Annotated in this window: 19 protein-coding genes and 2 pseudogenes; 13 read left to right on the forward strand and 8 right to left on the reverse strand. The window is 61.5% G+C overall.

Annotated elements, in window-relative coordinates; all coding sequences use genetic code 11:
• Nucleotides 1-5: 5 nt before the first annotated feature.
• Nucleotides 6-2,747, forward strand: coding sequence for a tetratricopeptide repeat protein (locus ACQPZ2_RS30485; protein WP_433521613.1), 2,742 nt, complete (start codon nt 6-8; stop codon nt 2,745-2,747).
• 580 nt (nt 2,748-3,327) lie between these two features.
• Here the strand turns inward: ACQPZ2_RS30485 and ACQPZ2_RS30490 are convergent.
• Together ACQPZ2_RS30490 and ACQPZ2_RS30495 are read right to left on the reverse strand one after the other, a co-directional pair.
• A complete protein-coding gene (locus ACQPZ2_RS30490) occupies nt 3,328-4,113 on the reverse strand; it encodes an alpha/beta hydrolase family protein (RefSeq protein ID WP_433521614.1) in 786 nt (261 codons plus the stop codon).
• Between the two features lie 74 nt (nt 4,114-4,187).
• Nucleotides 4,188-4,607: a GFA family protein gene (locus ACQPZ2_RS30495; protein ID WP_433521615.1), complete on the reverse strand. Its 420-nt coding sequence runs from the start codon at nt 4,605-4,607 to the stop codon at nt 4,188-4,190.
• A gap of 565 nt (nt 4,608-5,172) precedes the next feature.
• Here ACQPZ2_RS30495 and ACQPZ2_RS30500 point away from each other — a divergent pair.
• Nucleotides 5,173-5,460, forward strand: coding sequence for a hypothetical protein (locus tag ACQPZ2_RS30500; protein ID WP_433521616.1), 288 nt, complete (start codon nt 5,173-5,175; stop codon nt 5,458-5,460).
• A 945-nt stretch (nt 5,461-6,405) separates the two neighbouring features.
• Here ACQPZ2_RS30500 and ACQPZ2_RS30505 read toward each other — a convergent pair.
• Complete coding sequence (locus ACQPZ2_RS30505) at nt 6,406-8,541, reverse strand: hypothetical protein (protein WP_433521617.1); 2,136 nt, start codon at nt 8,539-8,541, stop codon at nt 6,406-6,408.
• A gap of 687 nt (nt 8,542-9,228) precedes the next feature.
• On the opposite strand from ACQPZ2_RS30505, the gene ACQPZ2_RS30510 reads away from it, so the two are divergent.
• Nucleotides 9,229-9,561, forward strand: a complete 333-nt coding sequence (locus ACQPZ2_RS30510) for a histone-like nucleoid-structuring protein Lsr2 (RefSeq protein ID WP_433521618.1) — start codon at nt 9,229-9,231, stop codon at nt 9,559-9,561.
• A 185-nt stretch (nt 9,562-9,746) separates the two neighbouring features.
• On the opposite strand, the gene ACQPZ2_RS30515 is transcribed toward ACQPZ2_RS30510, so the two are convergent.
• On the reverse strand, nt 9,747-10,070 hold the full coding sequence (locus ACQPZ2_RS30515) for an STAS-like domain-containing protein (protein ID WP_433521619.1): 324 nt from the start codon (nt 10,068-10,070) through the stop codon (nt 9,747-9,749).
• Between ACQPZ2_RS30515 and ACQPZ2_RS30520 the strand changes: the two genes are divergently transcribed.
• Nucleotides 10,027-10,245, forward strand: a complete 219-nt coding sequence (locus ACQPZ2_RS30520; RefSeq protein ID WP_433527721.1) for a hypothetical protein — start codon at nt 10,027-10,029, stop codon at nt 10,243-10,245. The genes ACQPZ2_RS30515 and ACQPZ2_RS30520 overlap by 44 nt on opposite strands.
• Here the strand turns inward: ACQPZ2_RS30520 and ACQPZ2_RS30525 are convergent.
• From ACQPZ2_RS30525 to ACQPZ2_RS30535, 3 genes are all read right to left on the reverse strand, one after another.
• Complete coding sequence (locus tag ACQPZ2_RS30525) at nt 10,242-11,666, reverse strand: haloacid dehalogenase-like hydrolase (protein WP_433521620.1); 1,425 nt, start codon at nt 11,664-11,666, stop codon at nt 10,242-10,244. The two genes, ACQPZ2_RS30520 and ACQPZ2_RS30525, sit on opposite strands and share 4 nt — an antisense overlap.
• A gap of 733 nt (nt 11,667-12,399) precedes the next feature.
• Nucleotides 12,400-12,645: a hypothetical protein gene (locus ACQPZ2_RS30530; RefSeq protein ID WP_433521621.1), complete on the reverse strand. Its 246-nt coding sequence runs from the start codon at nt 12,643-12,645 to the stop codon at nt 12,400-12,402.
• A gap of 264 nt (nt 12,646-12,909) precedes the next feature.
• A complete protein-coding gene (locus ACQPZ2_RS30535; RefSeq protein ID WP_433527563.1) occupies nt 12,910-13,161 on the reverse strand; it encodes an ankyrin repeat domain-containing protein in 252 nt (83 codons plus the stop codon).
• A 1,002-nt stretch (nt 13,162-14,163) separates the two neighbouring features.
• On the opposite strand from ACQPZ2_RS30535, the gene ACQPZ2_RS30540 reads away from it, so the two are divergent.
• Nucleotides 14,164-14,631, forward strand: coding sequence for a hypothetical protein (locus ACQPZ2_RS30540; RefSeq protein ID WP_433527722.1), 468 nt, complete (start codon nt 14,164-14,166; stop codon nt 14,629-14,631).
• Nucleotides 14,628-14,808, forward strand: a pseudogene (locus tag ACQPZ2_RS30545) (transposase); the annotation flags it as partial. The gene ACQPZ2_RS30540 and the pseudogene ACQPZ2_RS30545, both read left to right, overlap by 4 nt.
• 131 nt (nt 14,809-14,939) lie before the next feature.
• On the opposite strand, the pseudogene ACQPZ2_RS30550 reads toward ACQPZ2_RS30545, so the two are convergent.
• A pseudogene (locus ACQPZ2_RS30550) lies at nt 14,940-15,062 on the reverse strand (IS701 family transposase); the annotation flags it as partial.
• Nucleotides 15,063-15,345: 283 nt separating this feature from the next.
• Between ACQPZ2_RS30550 and ACQPZ2_RS30555 the strand changes: the two are divergent.
• The 7 genes from ACQPZ2_RS30555 to ACQPZ2_RS30585 all read left to right on the forward strand — a co-directional run bounded on the left by ACQPZ2_RS30555 (nt 15,346) and on the right by ACQPZ2_RS30585 (nt 23,999).
• A complete protein-coding gene (locus ACQPZ2_RS30555; RefSeq protein WP_433521622.1) occupies nt 15,346-15,684 on the forward strand; it encodes a hypothetical protein in 339 nt (112 codons plus the stop codon).
• A 114-nt stretch (nt 15,685-15,798) separates the two neighbouring features.
• A complete protein-coding gene (locus tag ACQPZ2_RS30560; RefSeq protein ID WP_433521623.1) occupies nt 15,799-16,365 on the forward strand; it encodes an AAA family ATPase in 567 nt (188 codons plus the stop codon).
• Nucleotides 16,295-17,911 carry a tetratricopeptide repeat protein gene (locus ACQPZ2_RS30565; protein WP_433521624.1) on the forward strand — a complete coding sequence of 539 codons (1,617 nt, stop codon included), beginning with the start codon at nt 16,295-16,297 and terminating at the stop codon, nt 17,909-17,911. Before ACQPZ2_RS30560 ends, ACQPZ2_RS30565 begins: the two co-directional genes overlap by 71 nt.
• A gap of 809 nt (nt 17,912-18,720) precedes the next feature.
• Nucleotides 18,721-19,176, forward strand: a complete 456-nt coding sequence (locus tag ACQPZ2_RS30570; RefSeq protein WP_433521625.1) for a hypothetical protein — start codon at nt 18,721-18,723, stop codon at nt 19,174-19,176.
• 11 nt (nt 19,177-19,187) lie between these two features.
• Nucleotides 19,188-21,431 carry an FxSxx-COOH system tetratricopeptide repeat protein gene (gene fxsT, locus ACQPZ2_RS30575; protein WP_433521626.1) on the forward strand — a complete coding sequence of 748 codons (2,244 nt, stop codon included), beginning with the start codon at nt 19,188-19,190 and terminating at the stop codon, nt 21,429-21,431.
• A gap of 931 nt (nt 21,432-22,362) precedes the next feature.
• Nucleotides 22,363-22,656 (forward strand): hypothetical protein, encoded by a 294-nt coding sequence (locus tag ACQPZ2_RS30580; protein WP_433521627.1) that lies wholly within the window; start codon nt 22,363-22,365, stop codon nt 22,654-22,656.
• A gap of 516 nt (nt 22,657-23,172) precedes the next feature.
• Nucleotides 23,173-23,999, forward strand: a protein-coding gene (locus ACQPZ2_RS30585; protein ID WP_433520531.1) for an IS5 family transposase whose coding sequence is annotated in 2 segments (ribosomal slippage) — nt 23,173-23,520 and nt 23,523-23,999 — 825 coding nt in all. Because the reading frame shifts where the segments join, the coding sequence is not laid out codon by codon here.
• Nucleotides 24,000-24,455: the final 456 nt, after the last annotated feature.

Genomic DNA, 24,455 nt, shown 5'->3' on the forward strand with positions numbered 1-24,455 from the left:
TCCGTGTGCCCGAGTTCGAGGCCCGCGACCACGCCCAGCAGGTGAACGTGGCCGGTGACAACACCGGCACTATCAACACAGCCCACCACCACCATGAGGCCGCGCCACCGCCACAGGAGCCGATCACCTCCAGCCTTCCCGCCGCGCCACGCGCGTTCGTCGGCCGCGACCAAGAGTTGCAGCAGATCCTCGCCGCGGCCGACCATGAGCGGGTGGTGTCGATCCACGCGATCGACGGCATGGCCGGCGTCGGTAAGACCGCACTCGCGGTCCGTGCCGCGCATGAGTTGGCGGCGCGGTTCCCGGATGGGCAGTACTTCGTCGAGTTGCACGCCCACACCTCCGAGCAGAAGGCTGCGGATCCCTCGGAGGTGCTGGCCGGGTTGCTGATCGAGCTGGGTATGGACCCACGCAACATTCCCGACACTCTGACCGGTCGCCGTGACTTGTGGCGTAACCGGTTGGCCAGCAAGAAGGCGCTGGTGGTGCTCGACGACGCAGCGGACCGAGACCATATTGAACCGCTGCTCCCGAGCGGACCGGGATGCTTGACTCTGGTCACCAGCCGACACCGGCTGCGCGTCGTGCCCGGCACGAGGCCTTTGGCGCTGAAGGTTCTCGATCCAGACCCGGCTGCAGACCTGTTCCTCTCCGTCGCGGGCCGCGACCCTGCCAGCGACGACGAACGAGACGTGGCGCAGCGAATTGTCGAGTTGTGTGGATGGCTGCCGCTGGCGATCGTGCTGGTGGCCGGACGCTTGGCCCACCACCCGCACTGGACGACTGCCGAGATCACCGAGCTGGCCGAGGAGTTCGAGGCGGCGACGGATCGGTTGACCGAACTCGACGCCAATGACCGCGTCGTGCGCGCCGCGTTCGACCTGTCCTATCGGGACTTACCGCCCGCACGGCAACTACTGTTCCGCCGCCTGGGATTGCACCCCGGCCCAGACGTCGATGCGTACGCCGTCGCAGCGTTGGCCGGAATGGATCTCGCGACAGCCGAACGCGAGCTGGATGCCCTCTATACCGATCACCTTCTGGACGAACCTGCGCGAGGCCGGTATCGGTTGCACGACCTGCTACGCGACTACGCCCACACCCTCACCGACGACGACCCCACCGCCGACAACACTCGGGCCATGGATCGGCTGCTGGACTACTACCAGCACACCGCCACCTACGCAGACCGGTGGCTGGCCCGCCGCACCCGACCGACCGGCGACCGCGACATCACACCCCCGGCCGCGGCGAGTGGTGGTGTCTTGGTGCGGGAGTTCGGCGACCAGCTGCGGGCATTGGCGTGGATGCGCGCCGAACGGGTCAACCTGCTGGCCTGCCTCGAGCACACCGCCAGCCGTGAACCCGCGCGAATGATCGCGTTGACCGCAGTAACAGCAGCGCTGCTGGACCGGGACGGGCCCTGGCCACTGGCCAGGCGACTGCACCAGCGCGCGGCCGAGATGGCCCAACGCCTCGGCGACCGCCTTGGTGAAGCCACCGCCCTCACCGACCTCGGTATCGTGTGCTGGCTTACCGACGATTACGAGCGGTCCGCCAACCTTCTACAGCAGGCTCTGACCCGCTACCGCGACCTCGGCAACCGCCTCGGAGAAGCCAACGCCCTCGACAGCCTCGGCTTCGTGCGTCGGCTCACCGGGGACTACGGACAGGCCGCCGACCTGTACCGGCAGGCCCTTACCCTCTACCGCGACCTCGGCGACCGCCTCGGAGAAGCCAACACCCTCAACGACCTCGGCCTGGTATACCGGTACACCGGGGACTACGAGCAGGCCGCCGACCTGCAGCAGCAGGCTCTGACCCGCTACCGTGACCTCGGCGACCGCCTCGGAGAAGCCAACGCCCTCACAGACCTCGGCCTTGTGCGCCGGGACACTGGGGACTACGAGCAGGCCGCCGACCAGCTGCAGCAGGCTCTGACCCGCTACCGTGACCTCGCCAACCGCCTCGGAGAAGCCTCCGCACTCAACTATCTCGGCTTCGTGCGCCGGGAAGTCGGGGACTATGAGCAGGCCGCCGACCTGCACCAGCAGGCCGTGACTATCTATCGCGACCTCGGCAACCGCCTCGGGCAAGCTACCGCCCTCACCGACCTCGGCCTTGTGCGCCGGGAAGTCGGGGACTATGAGCAGGCCGCCGACCTGCACCAGCAGGCCGTGACTATCTATCGCGACCTCGGCAACCGCCGCGGGGAAGCAAACGCCCTGACCGCCCTCGGTTACGCGCGCCGGGAAATCGGGGACTACGAGCACGCCGCCGACCTGTACCGGCAGGCCTTGACCCTGCACCTGGACCTCGGCAGCCGCCACGGCCAAGCCGACACCCTCGGTAACCTCGGCACCCTGCACGAAAGAACCGGGGAACATCAGCAAGCCGCGCACCTGCACCAGCGGGCGCTGACCCTCTACCGCGACATCGGCTTCCGTCTCGGCCAAGCCGAGGAACTCAATGGCATCGGGCGAGTACTACTGGCCACCGGCGAACCGAGCGAGGCGTTAACAGCCTTCACCGACGCTGTCGGGCTCGCCCGCGAGATCGGAAACCACCTCGAACAGGCCCGCGCCCTCGAAGGCGCCGCCCGCTGCCGGGCTGGCCTCGGCGATGTCCCCGCTGCCGTAACCGACCTGAGTGCCGCAGTCGAGATATACCGACGCCTTGGCGTACCGGAAACCGAGCCCGCTGCCGTGTATCTCGCCGAGCTCGAATCCCGTCGGCCGCCGGGCTGAAGTCTGTGGTGTCGGAGGAGACCCCGACACCACATCAGACACGTCAGTGGCAGGCCTCGTCGTTCCCGGAGGTCCGGGATAGTGACAATCCCTTCCTGACATCTACTGACTGTGTGAGGCTGCGGGCAACCCGTCCAGTCGCGCCAGTGGACCTGCCCGACCCGGAGACGCCCACCACGTCGGTGTCGGCGCCGCCGCCAACAACGCATAGGAGCCGCCATCTATAGGTGGGGGTCGCACATGTCCGGCGTGGTTGCTGGCTAGCCGTCGCGGCTTGTCATCAAACCCGCCATAATGGCTGACGTCAACCAACGTCACCCGCGCACGCCAACGCTAGTAATTGAGTTCACAGCCAGAACTGGGTCGAATTGCAATGTATCCGCAGTTCAGAGGTTCACGGAACCAACGACACCCAACGCTGCCAACTCTTGACAACGACACCCATCGCACGCTAGTTCGATGTAAGTACATGGAGTTACCCATGTACTCGCGAAATCATTTGCCCTGTCGGCAGGTTCCCCGACGGTGACGGATTCACCGAGGCGGATCGGCGCATACAGCTGCGAAAGCTTCACCCCTGTCACGACATCGACTGTTCGAGCAGCCAGTCGACGGTCGTGCTAATCGCTTGGTCTTCGCGTGCTCGGGAGTCGAATCCGTGGTCTGACCCGGCAATCGTGTGCAGCGTGGTGTGTGGCCGTGATCGCGCGGCCTCGGCAGCGACGTCATACGACACTGCCTTGTCGTGGTCGCCGTGCACGATCAACGTCGGCACGTCTGCGGCATGGAAGTCACCCAGAGGCTGGTAATGCGCGAACTCAGTGAACAGGACACGGCCGAGCTGGAACTCACCGTCGACGAGCAGAAAACCGTTGTCGGCCAGATACTTCTGCCCAACAACGCCGAAATTCTCCTCACCCCACACCAACTCCGGAACCAGAAACGTGCGCCGCAGATCCAGCACCGGATTCCACAGCACCAGCCGATAGAGATCGTCGAGCCACGACAACGACAACGCCGTCGCCACGGCACCGAAGCTCGCCGCCACAATCGACATTCGCCGCCCAGCGAATCGCTCGCGGACCGCAGACACCGCGGCCTGCAGATCCAAGCATTCACCAGCGATCGTCACCCCCTGCTGCGTTCCACCACTCGCACCGTGCCCGCGGAAGGAGAACCGCACGACATCGAACCCCCGCGACACTAACCGCTCCGACAACCGGACGAACATGCCCCCGCCCTCATCCATGTCCACCGTGATCCCGTGCACCAACAGCACCACTCCTAATGCGGGCTCGACCGTCGAGTAGTGGACCGCGAAGTCCAGCCGGACACCGTCCACAGAACTCAATTCGAGGCGTTGCACCGGTCAGCTCCCGTCCACTCGGACCTTGGCCTCGACCCCATGACTTTCCATCGTCTCGTGCGACACCGTCGCATTCAGCCCAGCGGGGCCAGCCACGGAACCGCGTTGTCCTTGAAGCTTTGGCGCTCAGGAATGAGGCCGCTGTGATCGTCGAGGCTGACCAGCGTGACCCCGACCAAGCCGGCCTCATCACCTTTGGATGCCACGCTCGATCCGCAGACTGGGCAGAACCCGCGGCATATCTGCGGGAACGTCTCGAACCAGGTCGGTTCCCCGCCCGGGCCGGTCCACTCGAATCCTTCCTCGGGAAAAGATACCCATGACATGACCGGGGCACCCGAAAGCCGCTGGCAGTGCTCACACGAGCACAGATGCGGGAAATCGGGGTCTCCAGCCGCGGAGAACCGGATATTGCCACAGAGACAGCCGCCGTTCACTTGACTCCTCGTCGTTACGCACAAGGCGTGAATGAGTAGGGTTGCTCGTGCTCGCATGCGTGAACCACGACGCTGCCCTCAACCTCGAACAGCCTCCGCGCGGAGCAGGCGCCAATCCACTCTGCCACGTTGTCGTTCGCCACCGTGGAGGGAGCGCGAGGTTGCCAGTCGTGGAACCTCCGATTGCCGTACAGAAGTGGAACAGGTTGTCGCACTGCTGATTGCCGGATATCGCGTTCCGGAACGCCCGCCCTGCGGCATGATAGTGCGTTGGCGAGGACTACTAGCCCAGATCGCGTAGGAGAATGGCCGAGACCACTAGGGCTCCTGCGTTCCCTCGGTATTCGATCGAGCGGCGTCCAAGACACTCTCGCGGCGTCAGGCGACTTCCTCTGCACTGATCGCACGCGCCTGCAGATCACCCATGAAGCCGAGGTCCACGAGTCTGCGACGAACTTCGCGTTCCAGGGCCGTATCACCGGAAAGGATCCTCAGATACTCGTCGTCGAGGTGCGCCAGCTCATTGCGGAGCTCGCGCGCGGACCTCGAACTCCATATTGCGATTCCCGCGTTCGCGAGCAATGAGTGAAACGCGCACACCGATGTCCAGGAGCGCCGGAAAATGCGCAAGAGCGCGCGAGATCACCGCACCAAGCGCCATGCCACCCACCGCGAAGGTAGGGGGCGATCCGGTGGCGGCGAAAGTGCCGAACAGATGCCGCAAGGCCAGGATCATCTGGTTCGGCAGCATCAATACAACGGAAATACCGCCACACATGCGATTCATGCTCCGAAATGCTGGCGTGAAGGCCTGGACGAATTACCAAGCGGAATTATTACGCAACCCGACCTGCCGAATGCGACCCATAGTTCGAATAAACCAAATCCAACCATGGATAACGACTATTGATCTGACTCGCGATAAAATTGCGCTCTTGGGTAGGAACGCCATTTTGCCTCAAGAGCTCGATAAAATCCATCCGACGAGATTCAATCAAAGTCTTTGATTCGACTAGCCACTGTGACTCCAATAATCTCCAGAATCGCAGCAGGGCACCCTCTCTCGTTCCGCATACAGCTAGCAGCATCTCCGGTGTAAACGAGGTTACCTTGGCTGTGTAGCCAACCACAGTGTTCGAATTCGGCGAGAAAATTTGAGGAGCAAAGGTATCCACAAGATACAGTCGATCTTCGACATCGTAGTACACCAAGTTAGACGGTTTCAGGTCTATCCCACACGGTAAAGCCCGAAGCCGAAGCCCTCCAATGGTCGTTCTCGGCTGCAGTGACCTGGGCCGACTTATGGCGGCAACCACACACTGGACTATTCTCCATTTAACGAACTCCGGGGTTACCCCGGCACGAAGTGCAGTCTCCGCGTCGAAGCCATGAACATACTGTTCAACAGCATTCAAGTAGCTGCCTTCCGGTTCATCGCATACCGACAAATGTAGTATGTGCGGGGTATGCCACCCGAGTTTTGCAAGTTGCTTGCGATATTCGAGTAGAAGTGAGTATTGCGTGCGCGCCTCGGTGGGGGTTAGCCCTCTATTGGATGCCATGCGTTTCCATACATACGTTGATACATCCCCTGCAACCCAGCTCTCAACCAAAGTGACATGTGACTGATGCCCCTGGCGAACATCAGGCGCCAGGGGTATTCGGTCAAATCCAGGCGGAGGAACAGGCTGGGCAAGTACGGCATCACCGTTAACACGCGCCATGCGCTCGACCCTTCCTCTCGGCATCGTCGACAAACTTTGATCTTAAGCGATCAATACTCATATATTGCCTAATATAGCACAATCTTCACCAAGATCAACTATATGCAGGATCGGGTCGATCGCTAACGTCGTCATTCTGGCTTGAATATCGTTCGAATATCCAACTCTCCAAGCCTGTTCTCTTGAACAATGGTCTTCAACGACGTGAACGCCCTCTCGTAAAATTCACGGAAATCCGCCTTATTCCGACTGCCAGCAATAACAATGATCTCTTCCTCGACCTGAAGGATCCGGACATGAATCCATCCAGCTGCCACGAGCCCTTCGTAGACTAGTCCCAGTCGTCCGAGTTGAGTGCTATGCCCCTGATACATCACCATCAGGTCGGCACGCTTTGCACAAAGCTCAACAAGGGAATCCCGCTCAGAGCCACCAAAAAGCAACTCCAGAAGTTCGGCGTGCGGCGGATCCAGACCGATAATATCGAAGGTCTGCTCAATGATCGGCTCTTTGTCATCAAGGACACGCCGCGCGTCTGCCCGCAGCCACAGTCCGTCGCCATGCTCGGAACTGACTTCAACGGATGCAGCAGAGACATACTTGTCAACCGAGGTAACTTGGTGCCCAAACCGGGACAACAACCGGTTGGCAACGCCGCTTCCGGAGAACAGGTCGAGCACACGTGCCCCCGCCTTGCCATCCTGGACCGTCCGGGCAGCGGCAAGGAGCGTAAGCGCATGCGCCACAGATGGCCCGATTGTCTCGGACTCGTTGTAGCAAACCAGCTTGCGCATATCACACAGATCCAGAAATCGCCCAATGAGAGATTCTGGTGAAACATACTTTGTATCAGCTGAAATGGGAGACATACGCGGCTTCTGAAGGGCCGACTGAACATCTCGCGTGAACTCCAGCCGACTATCTGGCACTTCATGACGGACATCGATCCGCAGACGTCCGGGCTGCTTGGCACCTCCGAGCCAGTCCAGCTGTCGCTGAGCAAGACCAATTAGAGCACCCTCCATTAAACGCTCTGCTTTTTGCAGATTGTAGCCGTTGTCGCGATACAGGAACGCTGTTGCGCTAGCATCTCGAACATGGATGGGTATCGTGAGCGTTTGGCGCCATTGCCCCGTTCTACTGCTCTGATGCAGCAGAATATAGAGGTCTTGTGCTGCTACCTCGATACTGGGCGTCATATCCGTGTACTCGCCAGTAAGGTCGATCGAACGGAGGACCAGGTTGGCGATCTGAGCAATGTCTCTAGCCAAGCCGGCGGGAAGGTAGCGCCCTCCTGATTGTGCTATCGCAAGCTGGTTCGCCAAATTCCGGAAGTGCGGCCTCAGCTGCGACCGCTCATACTTTGTCGGATCGACGCGGTAATAAACGGCGTCTTGCGGGCCGTAATGTCGACCGCGGATCGGCTCAGGTACCAGATCTGCATAGCGGTTCTCGATCTGCCAACGCACAGCTGGGTACTCAAAGGATGTATCACGTCTAATCAAAAGCACACGTTCGGGACCGAGCCAGGCCAGGATGATGGCTGACCGCGGTATATTTCGCTCACGACACAGCGCATCGATAACCGGTAGCTCGGAGTGAGCAGCTTGGGGAGTAATCTCGATATCCAAAAACCCTTTGTCGACCAGCGAGTCGTCATGAACCGTCGCCTCTCGCGCACGCGAAGGTGAGGATGGCTTTTCTCTTGATTCGACGAGGGTGCCCGCAAGATCGTTAGTCTCCAGCAGCTGATGCCACCGTGTCGAGGGATCCTCTGCAATCCATGCTTCAAGAGCCTTTGCATGCTGCCCATCCTCGAACAAGTGAGCCGTCGGGATGACCTCTGCCGCAACGAGAGCGTAGCGCAAAAGCTGCTTCTCATCCGTATTTAAATAGCGGCCCAGATGTGCATAAACAATATCGTCAGGCGGTATCCGAACCTGACGGTTGCTGTGTACATACCCTCCCGGCCACCTGTTAGACCACACTTCCAATTCTGCAAATCCACCATCCAGTCGATCAAGAGCGTTGTTGCAGAAATCGGAATCAACGTCATAGTAGGTTATGTCGAATAGGACAAGTTTCGCGGATTTGGCATCCGGTAATGCCAGTAGGTTCTCGACACCCTTTGTCCAGAAAGAGAACGCGTTCTGTTCACGATTCAGCGCATGGACCGCACGGAGCGGCTGGCCAGACCGCCTTATCAGCCGCCCAAGCACAGTCGCGCCTAGGCCGCCAGGCAACCGCCCATCATGGACGATAAGCATTGGCGGAGGTTGATTCGGCATTCCTTCCCCTCTCAGATATGTCTCAGCAGACAGAATGCTGCAGGATCGACGTGCACATATCGGCAGATAGCGCTGCACCGTAACGGTGTGGAGGGCGTGTCGGATCCGCGTGTTACAACCAGCTCTGATGCTGGGTTAGGTCCTGGCGTCACACAGGTTCGGCGGAGCACCATATCGATTGCGCGGACTCGGACTGAGTGAGACTGCCCAGCCAGCGATTCCACGGACGCTCCTGCACGACGTGACGGCAACAGTACGACGCGCCAATCGTCAGCCGAGCACCGAAGCGGCACTCCAATGACATCTGAATCCGAAGGGGGACGTGGAGGTTCAGACCGAAGCTGGCAATCAGCTCGTCGGAAACACAGCGTCGACACAAGGATGCGATGTCGCATTGCGGCAGGTCGGGGCCATCCACGAACTCTCGCCCGCAACGCAGAAGACTGTGCTCGGCGTCGCGAGCAAGCCCAGATCGAGAGGTTCCGGGCATCATCGGTGTCCCGGCGACGATTGTGCCGGATTCCACAGGCGCGGATTGACAACATTGATCGCTAGCTCCGCAAATGCCGACCGGAGTAAACCGTTGGGGCCGAGTATCGAGCCGTTCTGTTCCGCTACGATGGCGACCCGACACGCACGATCTTGATTTCGACTTGGAGGATTGCTATGGCACGCAAAGTCATTGTCGAGCTGGTTGACGACTACGACGGTAAGTCCCAGGCCGAAGAAACAGTGATCTTCGCTCTTGACGGCGTGGCCTACGAGATTGACCTATCGGTGCTGAATGGCGCCAAGCTGCGCGGCATCTTCGAACGGTGGACCCCGAACGCACGCAAGGTCGGTCGCGCACCGCGAGGCAAGAGCCAGGCCCGGCCGGCAGTCGACCGCGAGCAGACCCAGGCAATCCGGGACTGGGCTCGCAAGAAGGGCATGGAGGTCTCGAACCGCGGGCGGATTTCAGCGGAAGTGGTTGGGGAGTACAAGAAGGCGCACAAGTAGATGGCAGCCGATACCGAGCGTATCCGTCGCTACTGCCTGCCACTCGGAGCGAAGCCTGGCAAGTGGTAGTGAGCCGTGGATGGCGACGTCAGCTCAATCGTGGCCCTGCATCGAGGCCGGACCTGCGAGTGGCTGCACCCCCACCGATTGGGTCCCAACGGCTGTCGAAGATTGATCCCTCGGACTCACAACGCTCCTGAATCTGGCTGTTCCGGTCGCAGTGAGATTGCGCGCTCGATGAGCCCGCGGTTTGTAATTGAGGCGTTGTCCACGAACACGCGGCGGCGGTATTCAAGTTCACCCATGCCGCTGGCGAGCTTAGCGAGTACCTCGTCAGCGAAGCTCGACGAAACGACTCCGACACTCTTGAAGTCGAGGACGACAAACTGCGCGCCGGCATTCAGATAGTTCTCCAAGCGAGTCCGGATCTCCGCCCCGAGTTTGCGGGAGCCAAGAGGGCCATTCATGCGCGCAAATTCGATGGGCTTGTTCCTCAACGGCGCCTTCATCTGCGGATTCGCGATCGATGCCGGTCGGTTGACCGCCGAGGGCTACGCGAAGGTCTGCCGAGGCCTCGCCGAGCTCGACCCAGGGTGGGACTACGGGCGGATCGGTGACGAGAAGTGGTACTGGAGCACGAAGCTGTCCTCGACGCGTCGGTTAGCGTTCCTTGAATATGGTTAATCTATTTCAAATAGCGACTGCCTAATATTACTCTCAACCCACGCCAATACTTCACTGGCCGTAGTTGATGCAGTGAATTCGAGAACCGGAATTCCTGGATCGTCGTCGACTAGAAGATTGAGATGCGGAGAGACTATCCGAAAATCCGCCAAACGCATCAATGGTATGTCCGAATCGGAATCCCCGGCAGCCAGCAGAACACGACGGCCGTCTGCAGTGATTTGGTCTACCACCGAGCGCTTTCCACCTGCAGTCCCAGGGTTGACTACGCCACTCTTATCGACGGTCAAGGAGTAAACTTCCTCGATATTCAGCTCTTTCGCCACCTCAATCGCAAGTTCCCTTGGAGCCCCGGTAACCAATATTGGTGCGATCTGGCGATCTCGGAGACTCAAAACAAGCGGCTTGGCGAAGCGGAACAATACGCGACTCAGTTCATGCCGAACATAGAGTATCGCCGCCCGTTGCACCTCCAAGGGGGCATTCGATTCGAGGAATTCAGCATAAGCTTCCGCAGCCTGGACGGCAAACTCGTCGTGCGTTATCACGTGTTCGACGTAGCGTCCACGCAATTCTAATACCGTATCTCGCAATCTTTCGACGCCAGTCAGGCCCCTCATCGTCTCGCTGGTAACCCAGGATACGATTGACCAGCCTGACCGTAGCGTGTTGTCCAGGTCGAGCAAAGCAACGTCCGGGAGAAATTTGGTAGGCACACTGGTGTGCCATTCAATACTGCGGTCGGTGAATCCGGCGCCATCCGCCATTCGAACCAAATACCTACCTGTATAGTAAACAGGCCGATGCGGGTCGGGAGATTTTGCCAGATTTATTGATCCGCGGCTGCTCGAATTGTGGTTATGGTATGGGTTGAATCCGAGGACAATGACGCCCCCGTCGGTGAAGCCTTCCAAATACCAGCTTAGGTCACTCTCATTCGGTGGATAAACTCGCTCGCATACGCCCTCTATCAAATCATGAATCGGCTTTTCGTCGGTTGCCGCTTCACGCTCCCAGGTATGCACCACATCAATGCTCAGCTGATTGCGATTCGGCTGGACCGGAATGACCTGAAACCAGCGAGTGCCTGTAATAAGATTACTCTTTCGAAATGCATGCGACTCGGCATTACGACTCATGCGAGCCGCGCTAACCAAATCTTCCCAGTCTGACATAATGCTGCCAGGTAGCCTCGTAAGGCTGGCGATCTTTTGCAGTTCTTCGCGGCTCTTTATTTTGTTCTCAGTTGGGAGTTCGCCTTTCAAATATCGCGTGACCGTACTCGAATGCATCTCAATCCCCCGCGCAACCAATGTCCGCCGCACATCATCGAGCGTCGAACACCCCGATTCGGCTAACGCGGACCACAGCTTCGAGACCAACGCCTGCCGTAACGCGTCCACCTCTTGGCTCTGGCTCACCGCTCACTCCCCTGATCTACGGATGCCCCGGGCTAGAGGCTACCGCCAACAAGACCCATCTCGAGTGGCTTTCCGAGCCTGTTGGAAAGGAGGGGGCGACCAGCGGGGTCCACGCCTCACCTGCACACTGCCGACAAGCCGACAACACTCAGATCCGGTCGATGCGGTTGTCAGACGCACCAAGCCCCCGTCTGACAGAGGTCTACATTCGTCTGCTCTCAGAGACCTGGCTCTGGGTCAACTATCCCAGCATCGTTGCGACAGTGGCCGATTCATCAGGTAGTCGGCGATCAACGAATGAGGAGACGATCCCGATGAGCGATCATGAAGTGCCGAAGATCGAGTCCGCACCTTGCCGGTGTGCGAACATCGGTTCCCGGTTGGACCGTGCCAGAGCGTGGTTTGCGGTCTTGGCGCCGTTCGTGACCAGCGTGTCCGCACTGGTCACGCAAATCTGTGAGTTGACCCATAACTAAGCTTGCCCTCTACTGTGGGGCTTGAGCGTCCGGTATTTGCAATATCGGACGTTCGAGAGAGTCGGCGGGTACTCGGCGCAGGTCTCCCGCAGCGGCTGAGCACAGACGGCGTGAGCAAGCTTCCGCGAACGACACGAGATCTTCTGGCGGGAAACCGATCTCGCTAACCGGCTCTTAGCCGCCTACGCTATGGCGTCGCTGCAGACCTGCCTGTTACTCGTGCGGCAGCAGACCAGGAGCGGGTCGAGGCAGGCGGATTAGGCGCTCCATCCGTTACGGTTCATCCGCTCGAAGTAAGCATCGTCGGCCGCCTGGATGTCTTCTTCGGTCATAGGCTGCGGCTCGACCGTGGGCGCAGGTTCGCCTTTCAGTTCGTGGATGACTTCGCTGACGCGCGGGTCGGCGGTTCGCAGCAGTTGGTCGGCCTTGGTTTGTGCGTCGACGCAGGCCCGGCGGTGGGCTTCGATCAGTACGTCGCCCAGTTGGGCGCCGGTGCCTTTCATGGCGGTGGCCGGGACCTGCAGAAGGGTGATCGCTCCAGCCGTATCGACCTCGACGGCGACTCCGCGAACCGTGCTGCGACCACGGATGGCGGCGGCAGCATTGGTGAGTTTGCGTGTGCTGCTGCGGATTTCCCCAAGATCTCGTTGGAGCTGTTATTCCCATTCGTCGAGGTAGGTCATGGGGTGTCCTCGTCGAGTAGGTCGGCGAACACCGCCTTGATCAGGGGTTTGTTGTCCACGGTGCGGACACGGGCCAGCGGGAAGTCACTGATCTTGGTTGGCGATGGTGGGGTCGCCGCCGCGGTCGCGGAGCAGCTGCACGACTTCGGGTGTGGTCCATGGGCTTCGCACCGCGTACATCAGTGGAGTGCTGCCTTCATCGTCAACGGCGTTGACCTCGGCACCGGCGTCGAGTAGCACCCGTACCGTGTCGACGCCGCTGAACTGGGCTGCGCCGTGCAGTGGGGTGAATCCGGCGTAGTCGCGGTCGTTGGGTCTTGGCCTTGGGCGATCAATTCGGCGACGAGGTCAGCCTTGTCCCCGTGTCGATCGGCGGCAGCGTAGTGCAGCGGGATTCGGCCACCGCGATCACGTTCGACGGTTCTGCGGTGTGGTCGTGCTCGATGCCCCTGGGATATCGGGGCACTTGACCTTGTGGGCGTGGTCGACGCCCGGGTCAATGCGATCGGTGGCGAGGTCCCTGACCTAACCAGCCGCGCATGGCGGCAGCAGGGGCGCGAAGTCGCCCGGTGCGGCGAGCACGTCGAGGCGCAGGCATCTACTATCCGATGGCTGGAACTCATACCGGCACTTGGCGATTGCCCCTCTGCCGTGATCACCGACCATCTGGAGCTGCCCGGGACACCGGCCGATGAGCTGATATTGCAACTAAGCCGTCGCGAAGCAGCTCGTCGTCCCGATCCTGGACAGCGTGACGATGTCGCTCGACGAGTAACGAAACCCGTTGCTGTATTAGCCCATTTAGCTAACATGTCGGATGATCAGCGAAGGACTACCCCGGTCGAGTCCTGTGCAGTCCCATTGCGCCTGCCAGCCTGGACCTGCCGCTCGCACACCATTCGAGTAGTCGAGTACCTGAATCCCCCCGGCTGCGTCGACCAAGCCACCACCCCACGAATATGCCCCTGGACCACTCATTGGTGCGGGGCTGATCTCGTGAGTGCCGCGGCATCTGGAGCTGGTTTCCGGAGTGCGTGTTGAAGCCAGCCGGCTCGACCAGGAGCCTATGTAGTCGCCAGGGGCACTGGCGCTATTGCCAACATCGCTGGCCAGGCGACAGTCGATGGCGTCCAAATCGCCCCTCTCGAGCCGACAACTGGCGGGTCGCGCGGTTGTCAGTGGATCACTCGGGCACGTCCAGCAAGGGGCAGGGAGCACGGTACTCGATGGTCGGCGATACCCACTAATCCCATTCGGCTCAGGTCATATTCAGCACTGGCTTATGCTGGAGCACAATCACGCTCGGCGATAGAACCTCCTAAAGGAAGGAATTGCTGCATGAGAGTCTATGAGCCCGTTGATTTTCTGTCGAAGCTCTCAGCAAACGATCTATCTAACCCCACGCAGGTTTCCATCGTAGGTTTAGCAAAATCGGACAAGGCGAATCCATCGTCCGTCCACTTCTCACACTCCCTCGCATGCGAGCAGTGGGTGTCAATGCCGATCAAGCTCATCGAAGCAATTGACCATTTGAGGACGGTCCCCTGCAAGGACCATCAGCACCCGTTGGTCAGGATCAAGTTCAAGCGCCCTGACGAGACGCACGGAGACGTAATATTCCTCTTAAATCTGGTAGCTCATATGCAAGCCACGCTTGAGCATGCGCTTAAGGCTGCCAGAACGGGCAAGCGCCCCGCTCCTTCCCTGCGGCGGGCGGATGATTTTTGCTTCATTTGGGACAGTCCCGAAGGGCTATCGGTTTGCTGCTTCTCAGGCGACGATTTGGAATGCACGGGCATGGTCTAATACAGGGCGTCAAGTCCACGGGAGTGCAACGCCATTTCCGGCACCGCCGGGCGCACGTAGAACTACCAGATCGGGGTGTTCCTGGCATACGCGTGTCGCCACAGGCTCACGCTGATCGACCATGAACTCCATATCCCCGAATCGTGGACCGATGATCGTGAGCAGTACCGCGACGCCTAGCACGACAGTTGTACTTCGTTGTTTCATAGTCGTTTTGGTCGATAGCGGAGTTGTCTGGCGTGGTGTTGGTGGCGGCGCCAGTAGCAGGCAGCATAATGCGTGGGTGAGGGTGCGGGCTGGGTGCAGCGCTATCGCCAGGAGACGGCGGATGTCGGCGACTGTGATTGAGCCCAGCCCGCGTGGGCTTTTGGGTCGGTGGCCGCGGTGACGGCGAGGAAGGCGTGGGCGAGCACGGCCAGGGTGATGTGGCGGTTCGCGGCCTGTGGTTTTTTGCCCGGCGTGTGTGCCTGTCATATCAGACCGGTAGTTATGGTTCGGTGGATCTATTGCGCCGGTGGGTGTTGCTTGATTGAGTGATGCAGATCCCCTATCGAGGGGACTCCGAGTACGGGAGGTCGGTGGGGTGGAGCCGGTGACGATGGTGGTGGCTGCGGTGGCTGCCGGTGCAGCTGCGGGATTTGCAGGCACGGCCGAGCGGGCGGTCACGGATACTTATCAGGCGCTGAAAGGCTGATCACCGGCCGGTATCGGTCGGTGGATGTGGAGGTGCTGGAACGGCACCCTCAGTCGGCTGCTCGGCGAGCGGTGCTGCTCGATGAACTCGCGCAGGCTGGTGCCGGAGGCGACGAGGAGCTGCTGGCCGCGGCCGGTGCGGTGCTGGTGTCGGTGCAGCACCACGCACCACAGGTCGCAGAGACAGTTAGTGTGCGGTTGCGGGAGGTCCGCGCTGGTGAGCTGGAAATCACCGATGTTACCGCCGCAGCGCGCGCCGGGGTGATCGCCGAGAACGTTTCCGTGGACGGCTCATTCGCGATCAGCGGGATACAGGCGGGCGGGCATTCGCCCCACCCTCCGACAGCGCAGCATGAGTAGACCGGGGTACTGCTGCGCCACCGGATCCCGCGCCCGCGATTTCCATAATCGGTGTGGCAGGTAGGGCGGGACATCTCCATCCACCACTCGGTCGTTCTGCCAGTGCCGCGGCCGGTGGTGACCAACGCGCTGCGCCGGGACGTGGCATCCTTCGTCGGACGCCACACCGAGTTGGAGCGGATCGTCGACTCGGCCGGGGCGGGCCGGGTGGTGTCGATTCACACGATCGACGGCATGCCAGGCGTCGGCAAGACCGCACTTGTAATTCACGCTGCACACCAGCTGGCCGACCGATTTCCCGACGGCCGCTACATGATCGAACTCAACGCCCACACCCCAGGGCAGTCCCCCGCCGACCCTGCCGACGTGTTGGCGAGGCTGCTCACTGGTCTCGGTATCGATCCCCGCTTCGTACCCGACACCCTGCAGGAGCGCCGGGACCTGTGGCTGGACCGTATCACCGGCAAGCGGGTCCTCCTGGTCCTCGACGACGCACAAGATCACGCACAGGTCCAACCGCTGCTGCCTACGGGAGGAAACTGCTTGACCCTGATCACCAGCCGACGCCGCCTGATCGCCCTCGAACGACGCGGTCCCCCTGCGGTTGGACGTGCTCGACCCCGACACCGCCGCCGAGTTGTTCATCACTTCGGCACACCGCGACCCCGCCACCATCGATAGAGCGGTGGTGGCCGAGATCGTCGGTTTGTGCGGGTATCTGCCGCTCGCGATCGTGCTGCTGGCCGGTTGGCTTGCCCACCACCCCGCCTGGACCATCACCGGACTCGCGGACCAGTTCGCCGCCGCACAGGACCTTGCGCAACTGGACGCCGGGCCGCGGGCGGTGCGGGTCGCGTTCACCATGTCCTACCAGGACCTGCCGCCCGAGCGGCAACGACTGTTCCAGTTTCTGGGCCTGAACCCCGGCTTGGATATCGACATCGCTGCCGCGGCAGCGCTGGCCAATGTTTCGGTCACGGTGGCACGCATGGACTTAGAGGCGCTCCACACCGACCACCTACTCGAGGAAGCCTATCCAGGCCGCTATCGGCTACACGACCTGCTGCGCGAATACGCACGCACTCAAACCGACCCACCCAACGCCACCCGTCAGGCGGTGGATCGCCTGCTGGACTACTACCAGGCCACTGCCGCCGCCGACCAGAAACTTGCCCGCCGACCGCGATCCACCAGTCAACCCTTCACCGCCGTGCAGGGTGGTGTGGTACCGGTGTTCGGCGACGAGGCGCAGGCGTTGGCGTGGATGCGGCTCGAACGCGCCAACCTGCTGGCCTGCCTCGACTACACCACCGCCCACGCACCCCGGCGAGTAGCCCAGCTGACCGGCACGATCACCGGCCTCCTCGAACGCGACGGGCCATGGCCCCGAGCCATCGACCTGCACCAGCGCGCCCTCACCACCGCTCGACAGCACAACGATCGGCCCGGCGAAGCCGACGCCCTCACCAACCTCGGCAGCGCGCGAGAGAGAACCGGAGACTACGCCAAAGCCACCGAACTCCACCAACAAGCACTCGCCCTCTACCGCAAGATCGACAACCCACTCGGCGAAGCCAGCACCCTCACCAACCTCGGCAACGTGCGCTATCTAGCCGGGTCCTATGCCGCAGCCGCCGACCTCTACCAACAAGCACGCCTCTTCTACCGCGAAATCGGCAACCCACTCGGCGAAGCCACTACGCTCGGGAACCTGGGCATCGTCCACGAGAAAACAGGGCACTATCCCGAAGCCGTCGACCTCCACGAACAGGCACTCACACTCGACCGCGAAATCGGCAACCGGTATGGCGAAGCCAGCACCCTCAACAACCTCGGCATCGTGCGCTATCTGACCGGGGACTACGCCGCGGCAGCGGATCTGCACCAGCGGGCACTCACCCTGCACCGCGAGATAGGCAACCGGCTCGGAGAAGCCGAGACACTCAACGAGACCGGAAAGCTGTTGCTCGACACCGGACAGCCACGCAACGCATTGGAAATGTTCGCCGACGCGCTCGCGCTCGCGCGGGTGATCGGCAGCCGACTCGAACAGGCACGCGCGCTGGAAGGAGCCGTCCGCTGCCAGAACAGCCTGGGCGACACCGACACCGCTGTCATCACCCAACTGCGCGAAGCTGTTGCGCTCTACCAGCACATCGGCGCACCCGCAGCCGACGCAGCCGCAGCCTGGCTCGCCACACTGGAACCCAAGCCACCATCACACTGACAAACCCCGGTGAATGCCTGGGTCAGCTCGATCAGCGCGACAGCCACACCAGCCTGATCGCGTCGAAACACACGGCCGACGGGCTCGTCTACTTCCGCCGAAAAGCCTCCCACCACGTCGGATGCTCTGTCCTCATCGCCGTCGCGTATCCACAGCCGTCGACCTGGTCACCAACATGGCGAATCTCAGACTGGCCACCACCGCAGGACTCGACATCGCCGCCGCAGCCTGGAATTCGGTGGACGTCACCGACCTCACCCTTCACTGGACAACCATCAAGCACCTCAACCGCCAGGTCATTGGAGCCCTGCCGACCAGCGCGGCCGACGCTCGACGCGTAATGAATCTGTGGATACATCCGCTGAACGGGATCAAGCTAAACCCGAGCAGAGGTGAAGCGGTCGGACCTACGGCTGGCGGCAAACTAACTGCCGTGGACCCGGTGCGAAATGACTCCAGTTCGCAGACATCGGATCAGGGGAACCGTCATGCGGTTAGCGCGCGGAATATCTGGAAGCCCAGCGGAATATACGGCAGTCACGCCTGTTGTAAGCCGACAATCATCGAGCCCGCAGCTTGCCCTCGGGGTCGATCGTTCCCGGGCGTGTCGGGTGTTGCGGCGCATAGGATCTCAGCAACGGCAGTGCTTATCGCTAAGGGCGGCTCGCAGGTGGTTGATCTGATCTGGCCACGAGGCCTAGCGGTTCCAAGATTCTCGACGACCCGGTGCAGTGCGGATCGAGCAGATACATGCGGCAATTCGCTCTCTCGATCAGTTAGAGCACGACGCAGAAGAAAGAGACCCTCCGTTGGATCCTGTCACCATCATCGTCACCGCCATCGCAGCCGGCGCCGCAGCAGGTTTCACGGACACGGCCAAGCAGGTCATCGCCGACTCCTATAGCGCGCTGAAGGGCCTGATCAGCGGCCGCTATCAGAACGTCGATCTCCGACCGGTGGAGGCCAAGCCCGACTCGGCCGCAAAACGTGCTTCCCTCGCCGAAGACCTCACCGACGCCGGTGCCGATGCAGACGACGAATTGCTGACCGCAGCACAGGAACTCATTCACCTGGTGCGAACCAATAACGCAGGCACCGGCCACGCGATCGGTGTCGATCTGGAAAGGGTCGAAGCAGCCGCCCTCCGCATCAGTGATGTCCGGTCCCAGAGCAGCGGAGTCAAGGTCCGCGACGGAAGCTTCAGCGGCGACATCGATATCCGCAACATTCGCGCCGGGTCGGGTGAAGAGCCGCACCCCACGTAAGCGCGGCGGCGGTGCCTGATGCCGCCGCGCCGACATGGCCGGAGCGCCCCTCATCGACCGACCTCTCCCACATCCAGGCCCGCGACATCCATATTGATCAACGCACCAACTACACCGTCATCCACCCCAGCCCGTCCGACGCCGCAATGGTCGTGGTCGGTGACATCCCCTCTACCCCAGTGGGTTTCATCGAACGTCCAATAGTCGAGCGGGTAGCGCAGGTGTTGCGCGACTCGTCCGGAATCACGGTTTGTGCACTCACCGGGATGCGTGGCGTCGGCAAAACCCAGATCGCGGCCGCGTGTGCTCGGCAAGCGATCGCCGCGGGTCGAGGAGTTATCGGATGGCTCAATGCCGAAACCCAGCTGGAACTGTCCGCGGGATTGGACCGCATCGCCGAACGCCTCGGCATCGCTGACCCGGACGGGAACAGCAGTGAGTCCGCACTCAGACTGCGCGAACACCTCGCCGGCAGACCAGGTCCCGCACTGCTCGTTTTCGATAACGCCACCGATCCCGAACGGCTGGGCCATTTCCTTCGATCTCTCGGCTCGACACGGGTGATCATCACCAGCCCCGACCGGCAGTTCGCAGAAATCGGCACTCCCATCGACGTCGACCATTACACCCGGTTGGAGTCCATCTCCTACCTGAACAACCGCACCGGGCTCACCGACAATACGGGTGCGGCCGCCGTCGCCGAACGGCTCGGCGATCTACCGCTGGCCATGGCAGCTGCGGCAGCGACCATCCGGGCTCGCCCGGACACCTGCGACTACCAGCGGTATCTCCAGATCCTCGACGCCCAGCCTTTGTGCACCGCCGTACCGCGTCGCGACGGCCAGCATTATCCACTCGACACCGAAACCGCGCTGCTGCTGGCCGTCGACACCGTCCGCCACGGCACGCCCACCGACTTCACCGATACTGTGCTTCGACTCATCGCCGTACTGTCCTCTCACGGCGTGAGCACTCCTCTGCTGCAGCGACTCGCACCCGAGTCGCCCGAGGCGGTCAATACGTCAGTGGAGCACTGCATTCGGGGATCGGTGCTGTCCTACTCCGTCGGTAGCGACCTGCTCACCATGCACCGCCTGACAGCACGAGTCATACGAGAACAACGGATCACCACCCCGCGCGAGAAGACGGCCATCGCGAATACAGCCCTTGCCATCATCAGCCCCGACTTGGACGATGAACTGGTCGCACGCACCCAACCAGCAGTGGTCACAACCGCTGCGAGTCACGTTGAGGCCCTATGGGATACGACCCTGCGCCAGCGCGCAGACTCCGACGTCGTTCGTGCCGCGCTGTCGATGCGGATCCTTGCGGTTCACCGCATGACGAACTCCAGCGTGGACGGTTCTGCGGCAATCCGGCTCGGACACCGAGCACTCCTCGACTGTGACAAGATCCTCGGACCCGACCATCCAGACAGCCTTGCTACCCGCAGCAATCTGGCCCGCGCCTACAAATCCGCCCGACAACTCGACAAAGCCATCCCTCTCTTCGAGGCCACGCTCACCGGGCACGAGCGGATATTCGGCACTGACCATTCGAACAGTCTCCGGATCCGCAGCGAACTCGCCAGCGCCTACCGCTCCGCCGGGCAACTCGACAAAGCGATCGCGCTACTGGAAGGGGCACTGACGGCAATCGAGCGGACCTTCGGAGCGGATCACCGCGACACCCTCAAGGTCCGCAACAACCTCGCCTACGCGTATGAGGCCGTCGGACAGCTTGACAAAGCCATTCCCTTATTCGAAGCCGCCGTCACCGGCAGCACGCGAATCCTGGGGCATGACCACCCGGCCACACTCACCACCCGCAACAATCTCGCCGGGATCTACGCGTCCGCAGGTCGACTCGAAGAATCCATTGCTCTCTACACCAGCACGCTGACCGACAGCGATCGAGTTCTCGGTCCCGACCACCCTTCTATCCTCATCACCCGCAACAACCTGGTCCACGCCTATCGATCCGCCGGACGACTCGACAATGTCATCTCCGTATTGCAGGCCGCGCTTGCCGACCGTGAACGAATCCTCGGACCCGACCACCCCGCCACACTCGCCACCCGCAACAACCTCGCGAGCACCTACCGATCCGCGAACCGACTCGACAACGCCATCACCATGTTCGAGGCCACCCTCAACGACTGCGAACGCGTCCTTGGACCCAACCACCCAACAACGACCGCGGTCCGCGAAAATCTCACCACAGCAAACCAACTCCGCAGCCCACGCCATCAATGACCGCGATCGCGCCCATGACAACTTCCGCCAGAGACACCCCATGACCTCGCCGTCGCTCAGGTTCGACGGTAAGAGCGAATCGGCGGCAGCCTTACTTGCGGTGCCGTCCGGGGCGAGAAGATAGGCCCGGAGCGAGAGGTGGTAACTGGGTTGTATCGGCGAGCGGATCAACTCGCAGGGTCGCGATGAAGTGGTCCACAGAGACGAAGCCTGCCGCACGGACGTAGGACAGAAGTTCGAATGCGGGAGCTGTTGCGTCGGTTCGCTTCATTCTGGCTCCCTTTGCCAGGCTGATCGTGTTGGCCCAGGGACACGGGAGTCGGTTCTCCAGCCGGAACTCCCTGTCCGGTGTACAGCGAACGGCGGCTACATGGACGCTTGCGCCGTCGATGAGCATTCCGATTCACCGGAACGACCAGAATCGTAGCGAATACATGGCTATCGCAGCAGTGTTTCACAACACCTGCCGACGTGAATTCACGCCAGCCCACATGGGGCCGCCCACCCGCCACCGCCGCACTACGACGCCTCACGCACCGACCCATCACTGATCAAACGCTTCCGAGCAGAAGGAGCCGATCTCCATAGGCCAGGCCACAATGCGGGTCCCGGCTCTTGTATGCGCAGTTGGGCCACTCGGCGCCGATATGATTCGGAGCTAGGTTGATCATCCATACGGATCGTCCTGAGCAAGCCTGAGCAGCAACCGCTTTGGGCTTGCATCATGATCGAGGGGTGTCAAATGAGCGCTGTCTGGGCAAGCGTCGTTGCTGTTGTCGGCACACTGCTCGGCTCGGTTACGACATACGGGTTTCAGCGACGAAATGCCATCAGAGCAGAGAACATTGCACGCGCTGAACGTCTTCGGCAAGAGCGGATAGCTGCCTACAGTGAGTGCGCTGCAGCGCTTGCAGACCACAGGCGCGGTCTGGTGACTCTTTGGCTCCGAAAGTCCGACTCCGGCGATACCGCTGCGGCGTACGGAGAGGCCGACCGGCTCGGCAGTCTCGCACACGCCGCGAAGCTGCGTCTGGAGCTGGTATCCGCGCGTCCCGAGCCACTGCTGGACGCAGCGACGGCCCAGGTCAACGATCTGATCAAGGCCGAGAATTTAACAGATCTCCGATCCCGGGAGCGTGCGGTGGAGGATGCCTTATCCGCGTTCATAGCAGACGCGGCGGCGCGACTCCTGACTGATTACCAGGGCAACGTAAGCAGACGCTGAACGTCTTTCTATGCCGCACATAGGACGCACCGAAAGTCGGCTGTGCGCTTTCGGATGCCCTGGATCACTACACCCGCCAGCCCATCCGAGGCCGCAGGTCGTCCCCGTTTCATTGTTCGACGTGCCCCCTCCAGGGCGCACACCATGCGTGGGAACGACAGACGGAACGCCTCCTATCGCCCTTGGCCAGAAATCTTGTTCGTCGTGCCGGTGCGCGCCTTGAACTTCGGGTTGGTGAACCGCTCCGAAGCGGCCAGAGGCGGCCGTTCAGGCGCCTCACTATCGACCAGGCACGGGGCGGCGGCTGGTGATCAGAACTGCGAGATTCGGCGGTCACGGACGAGCTGACTCGTTTGACGTAACACCCCAGCGACCACCCGCGTGACCAGCGACGCTCCGGCTGGCATCATCGACTGCTGCGTTGCCGGGCGCACAACAGCCCGACCCAGATTTACGATTTTTCTACGATTTAGAGCGTGTCTCACGTGGATCTGGGTCTGATCCTGTGATCATGTTGTGGTGGACGAACTTTCGCGGCGCCTGGTGCCGGATGAGTTGTGGGCGTTGACTGAACCGCTGATTCCGCGGTTCGAGGCGCGCCCGCAGGGTGGGGGTACCGCGCCGATGGATGATCGGGCGGTGTTCACCGCGATAGTGTTCGTGCTGACCAGCGGATGCGCTTGGCGGTATCTGCCACCGTCGTTCGGGGTCACGGTGCCCACCGCGCATCGCCGGTTCACGGCGTGGACCGAGGCCGGTCTGTGGCGGCGCCTGCATCGGGCGGTCCTCGACGAACTGGGCAGCCAAGGCTTGATCGACTGGTCACGCGCGGTCCTGGACGGGGCATCGGTCAGGGCGAAAAAAGGGGATCCATGACCGGCCCGAACCCCGTCGACCGGGGCAAGGCCGGCTCGAAGATCCACGTGATGTCCGACCGTGCCGGCCTGCCGCTGTCGGTGGCGATATCGGCCGCCAACACCAACGACGCCGACGCGCTCAAACCTCTCGTCAAAGCCGTCCCCGCGATCAAGTCCCGACGCGGACCGCGGCGACGCAAACCCACCAAACTGCACGCCGACAAGGCATACGACCATGTCGAACTACGAAAATGGGTGCGAGACAGGGGAATTACCGTCCGCATCGCTCGCAAGGGCATCGAATCCAGCAAGAAACTCGGCCGCCACCGTTGGGTCATCGAACGGTCGATCGCCTGGCTGTTCGGCTACCACCGGCTCTCGATCCGATACGACCGCAAGGCCACCCACTACCTCGGCTTCCTCACCCTCGCCGCCACACTGACCTGCTACAAGAAACTCGCGAAAGCCGGGAAAACAGCGACGTGAGACACGCTCTTAGCGCCGAGTCACGCCGGGAAATGATGGGACACGGCGAGCCGCCCTAGGATGATCAAAATCGGCCTACCTGCACAAACGGGTTTTTTCGGGTTCCGTCGGTCAACGATGGGATCCAGGCGAAACCTTGTGCCGAATTCATGACCGATAAACTCTATCCCACCCTGACCTGCGCATCTGTGGCGGTATCCCCTGTTTTCTACGATCTGGCTACGATTTACCCACCCGTATGTAAGCCGATGCGGCCGCGACGGTATTCCCGCAACCCCCGTACCAGCGCCTCTCCCGGCGTCACCGCTCGCGCTCGTTGCCGCCGATGAGGTGGGGTAGAAGTACGCCACCGGATCGCCCCGACACCACCGAGTTCTACCCTCTGCTCACCGGTAGACGTGACCGACTCTCGTCGACAGCCGAAAAGAGCGCCCATCCCAACATCCACATCGGTGA

The organism is Nocardia pseudovaccinii (genome assembly GCF_050942345.1).
GTDB lineage: Bacteria > Actinomycetota > Actinomycetes > Mycobacteriales > Mycobacteriaceae > Nocardia > Nocardia pseudovaccinii.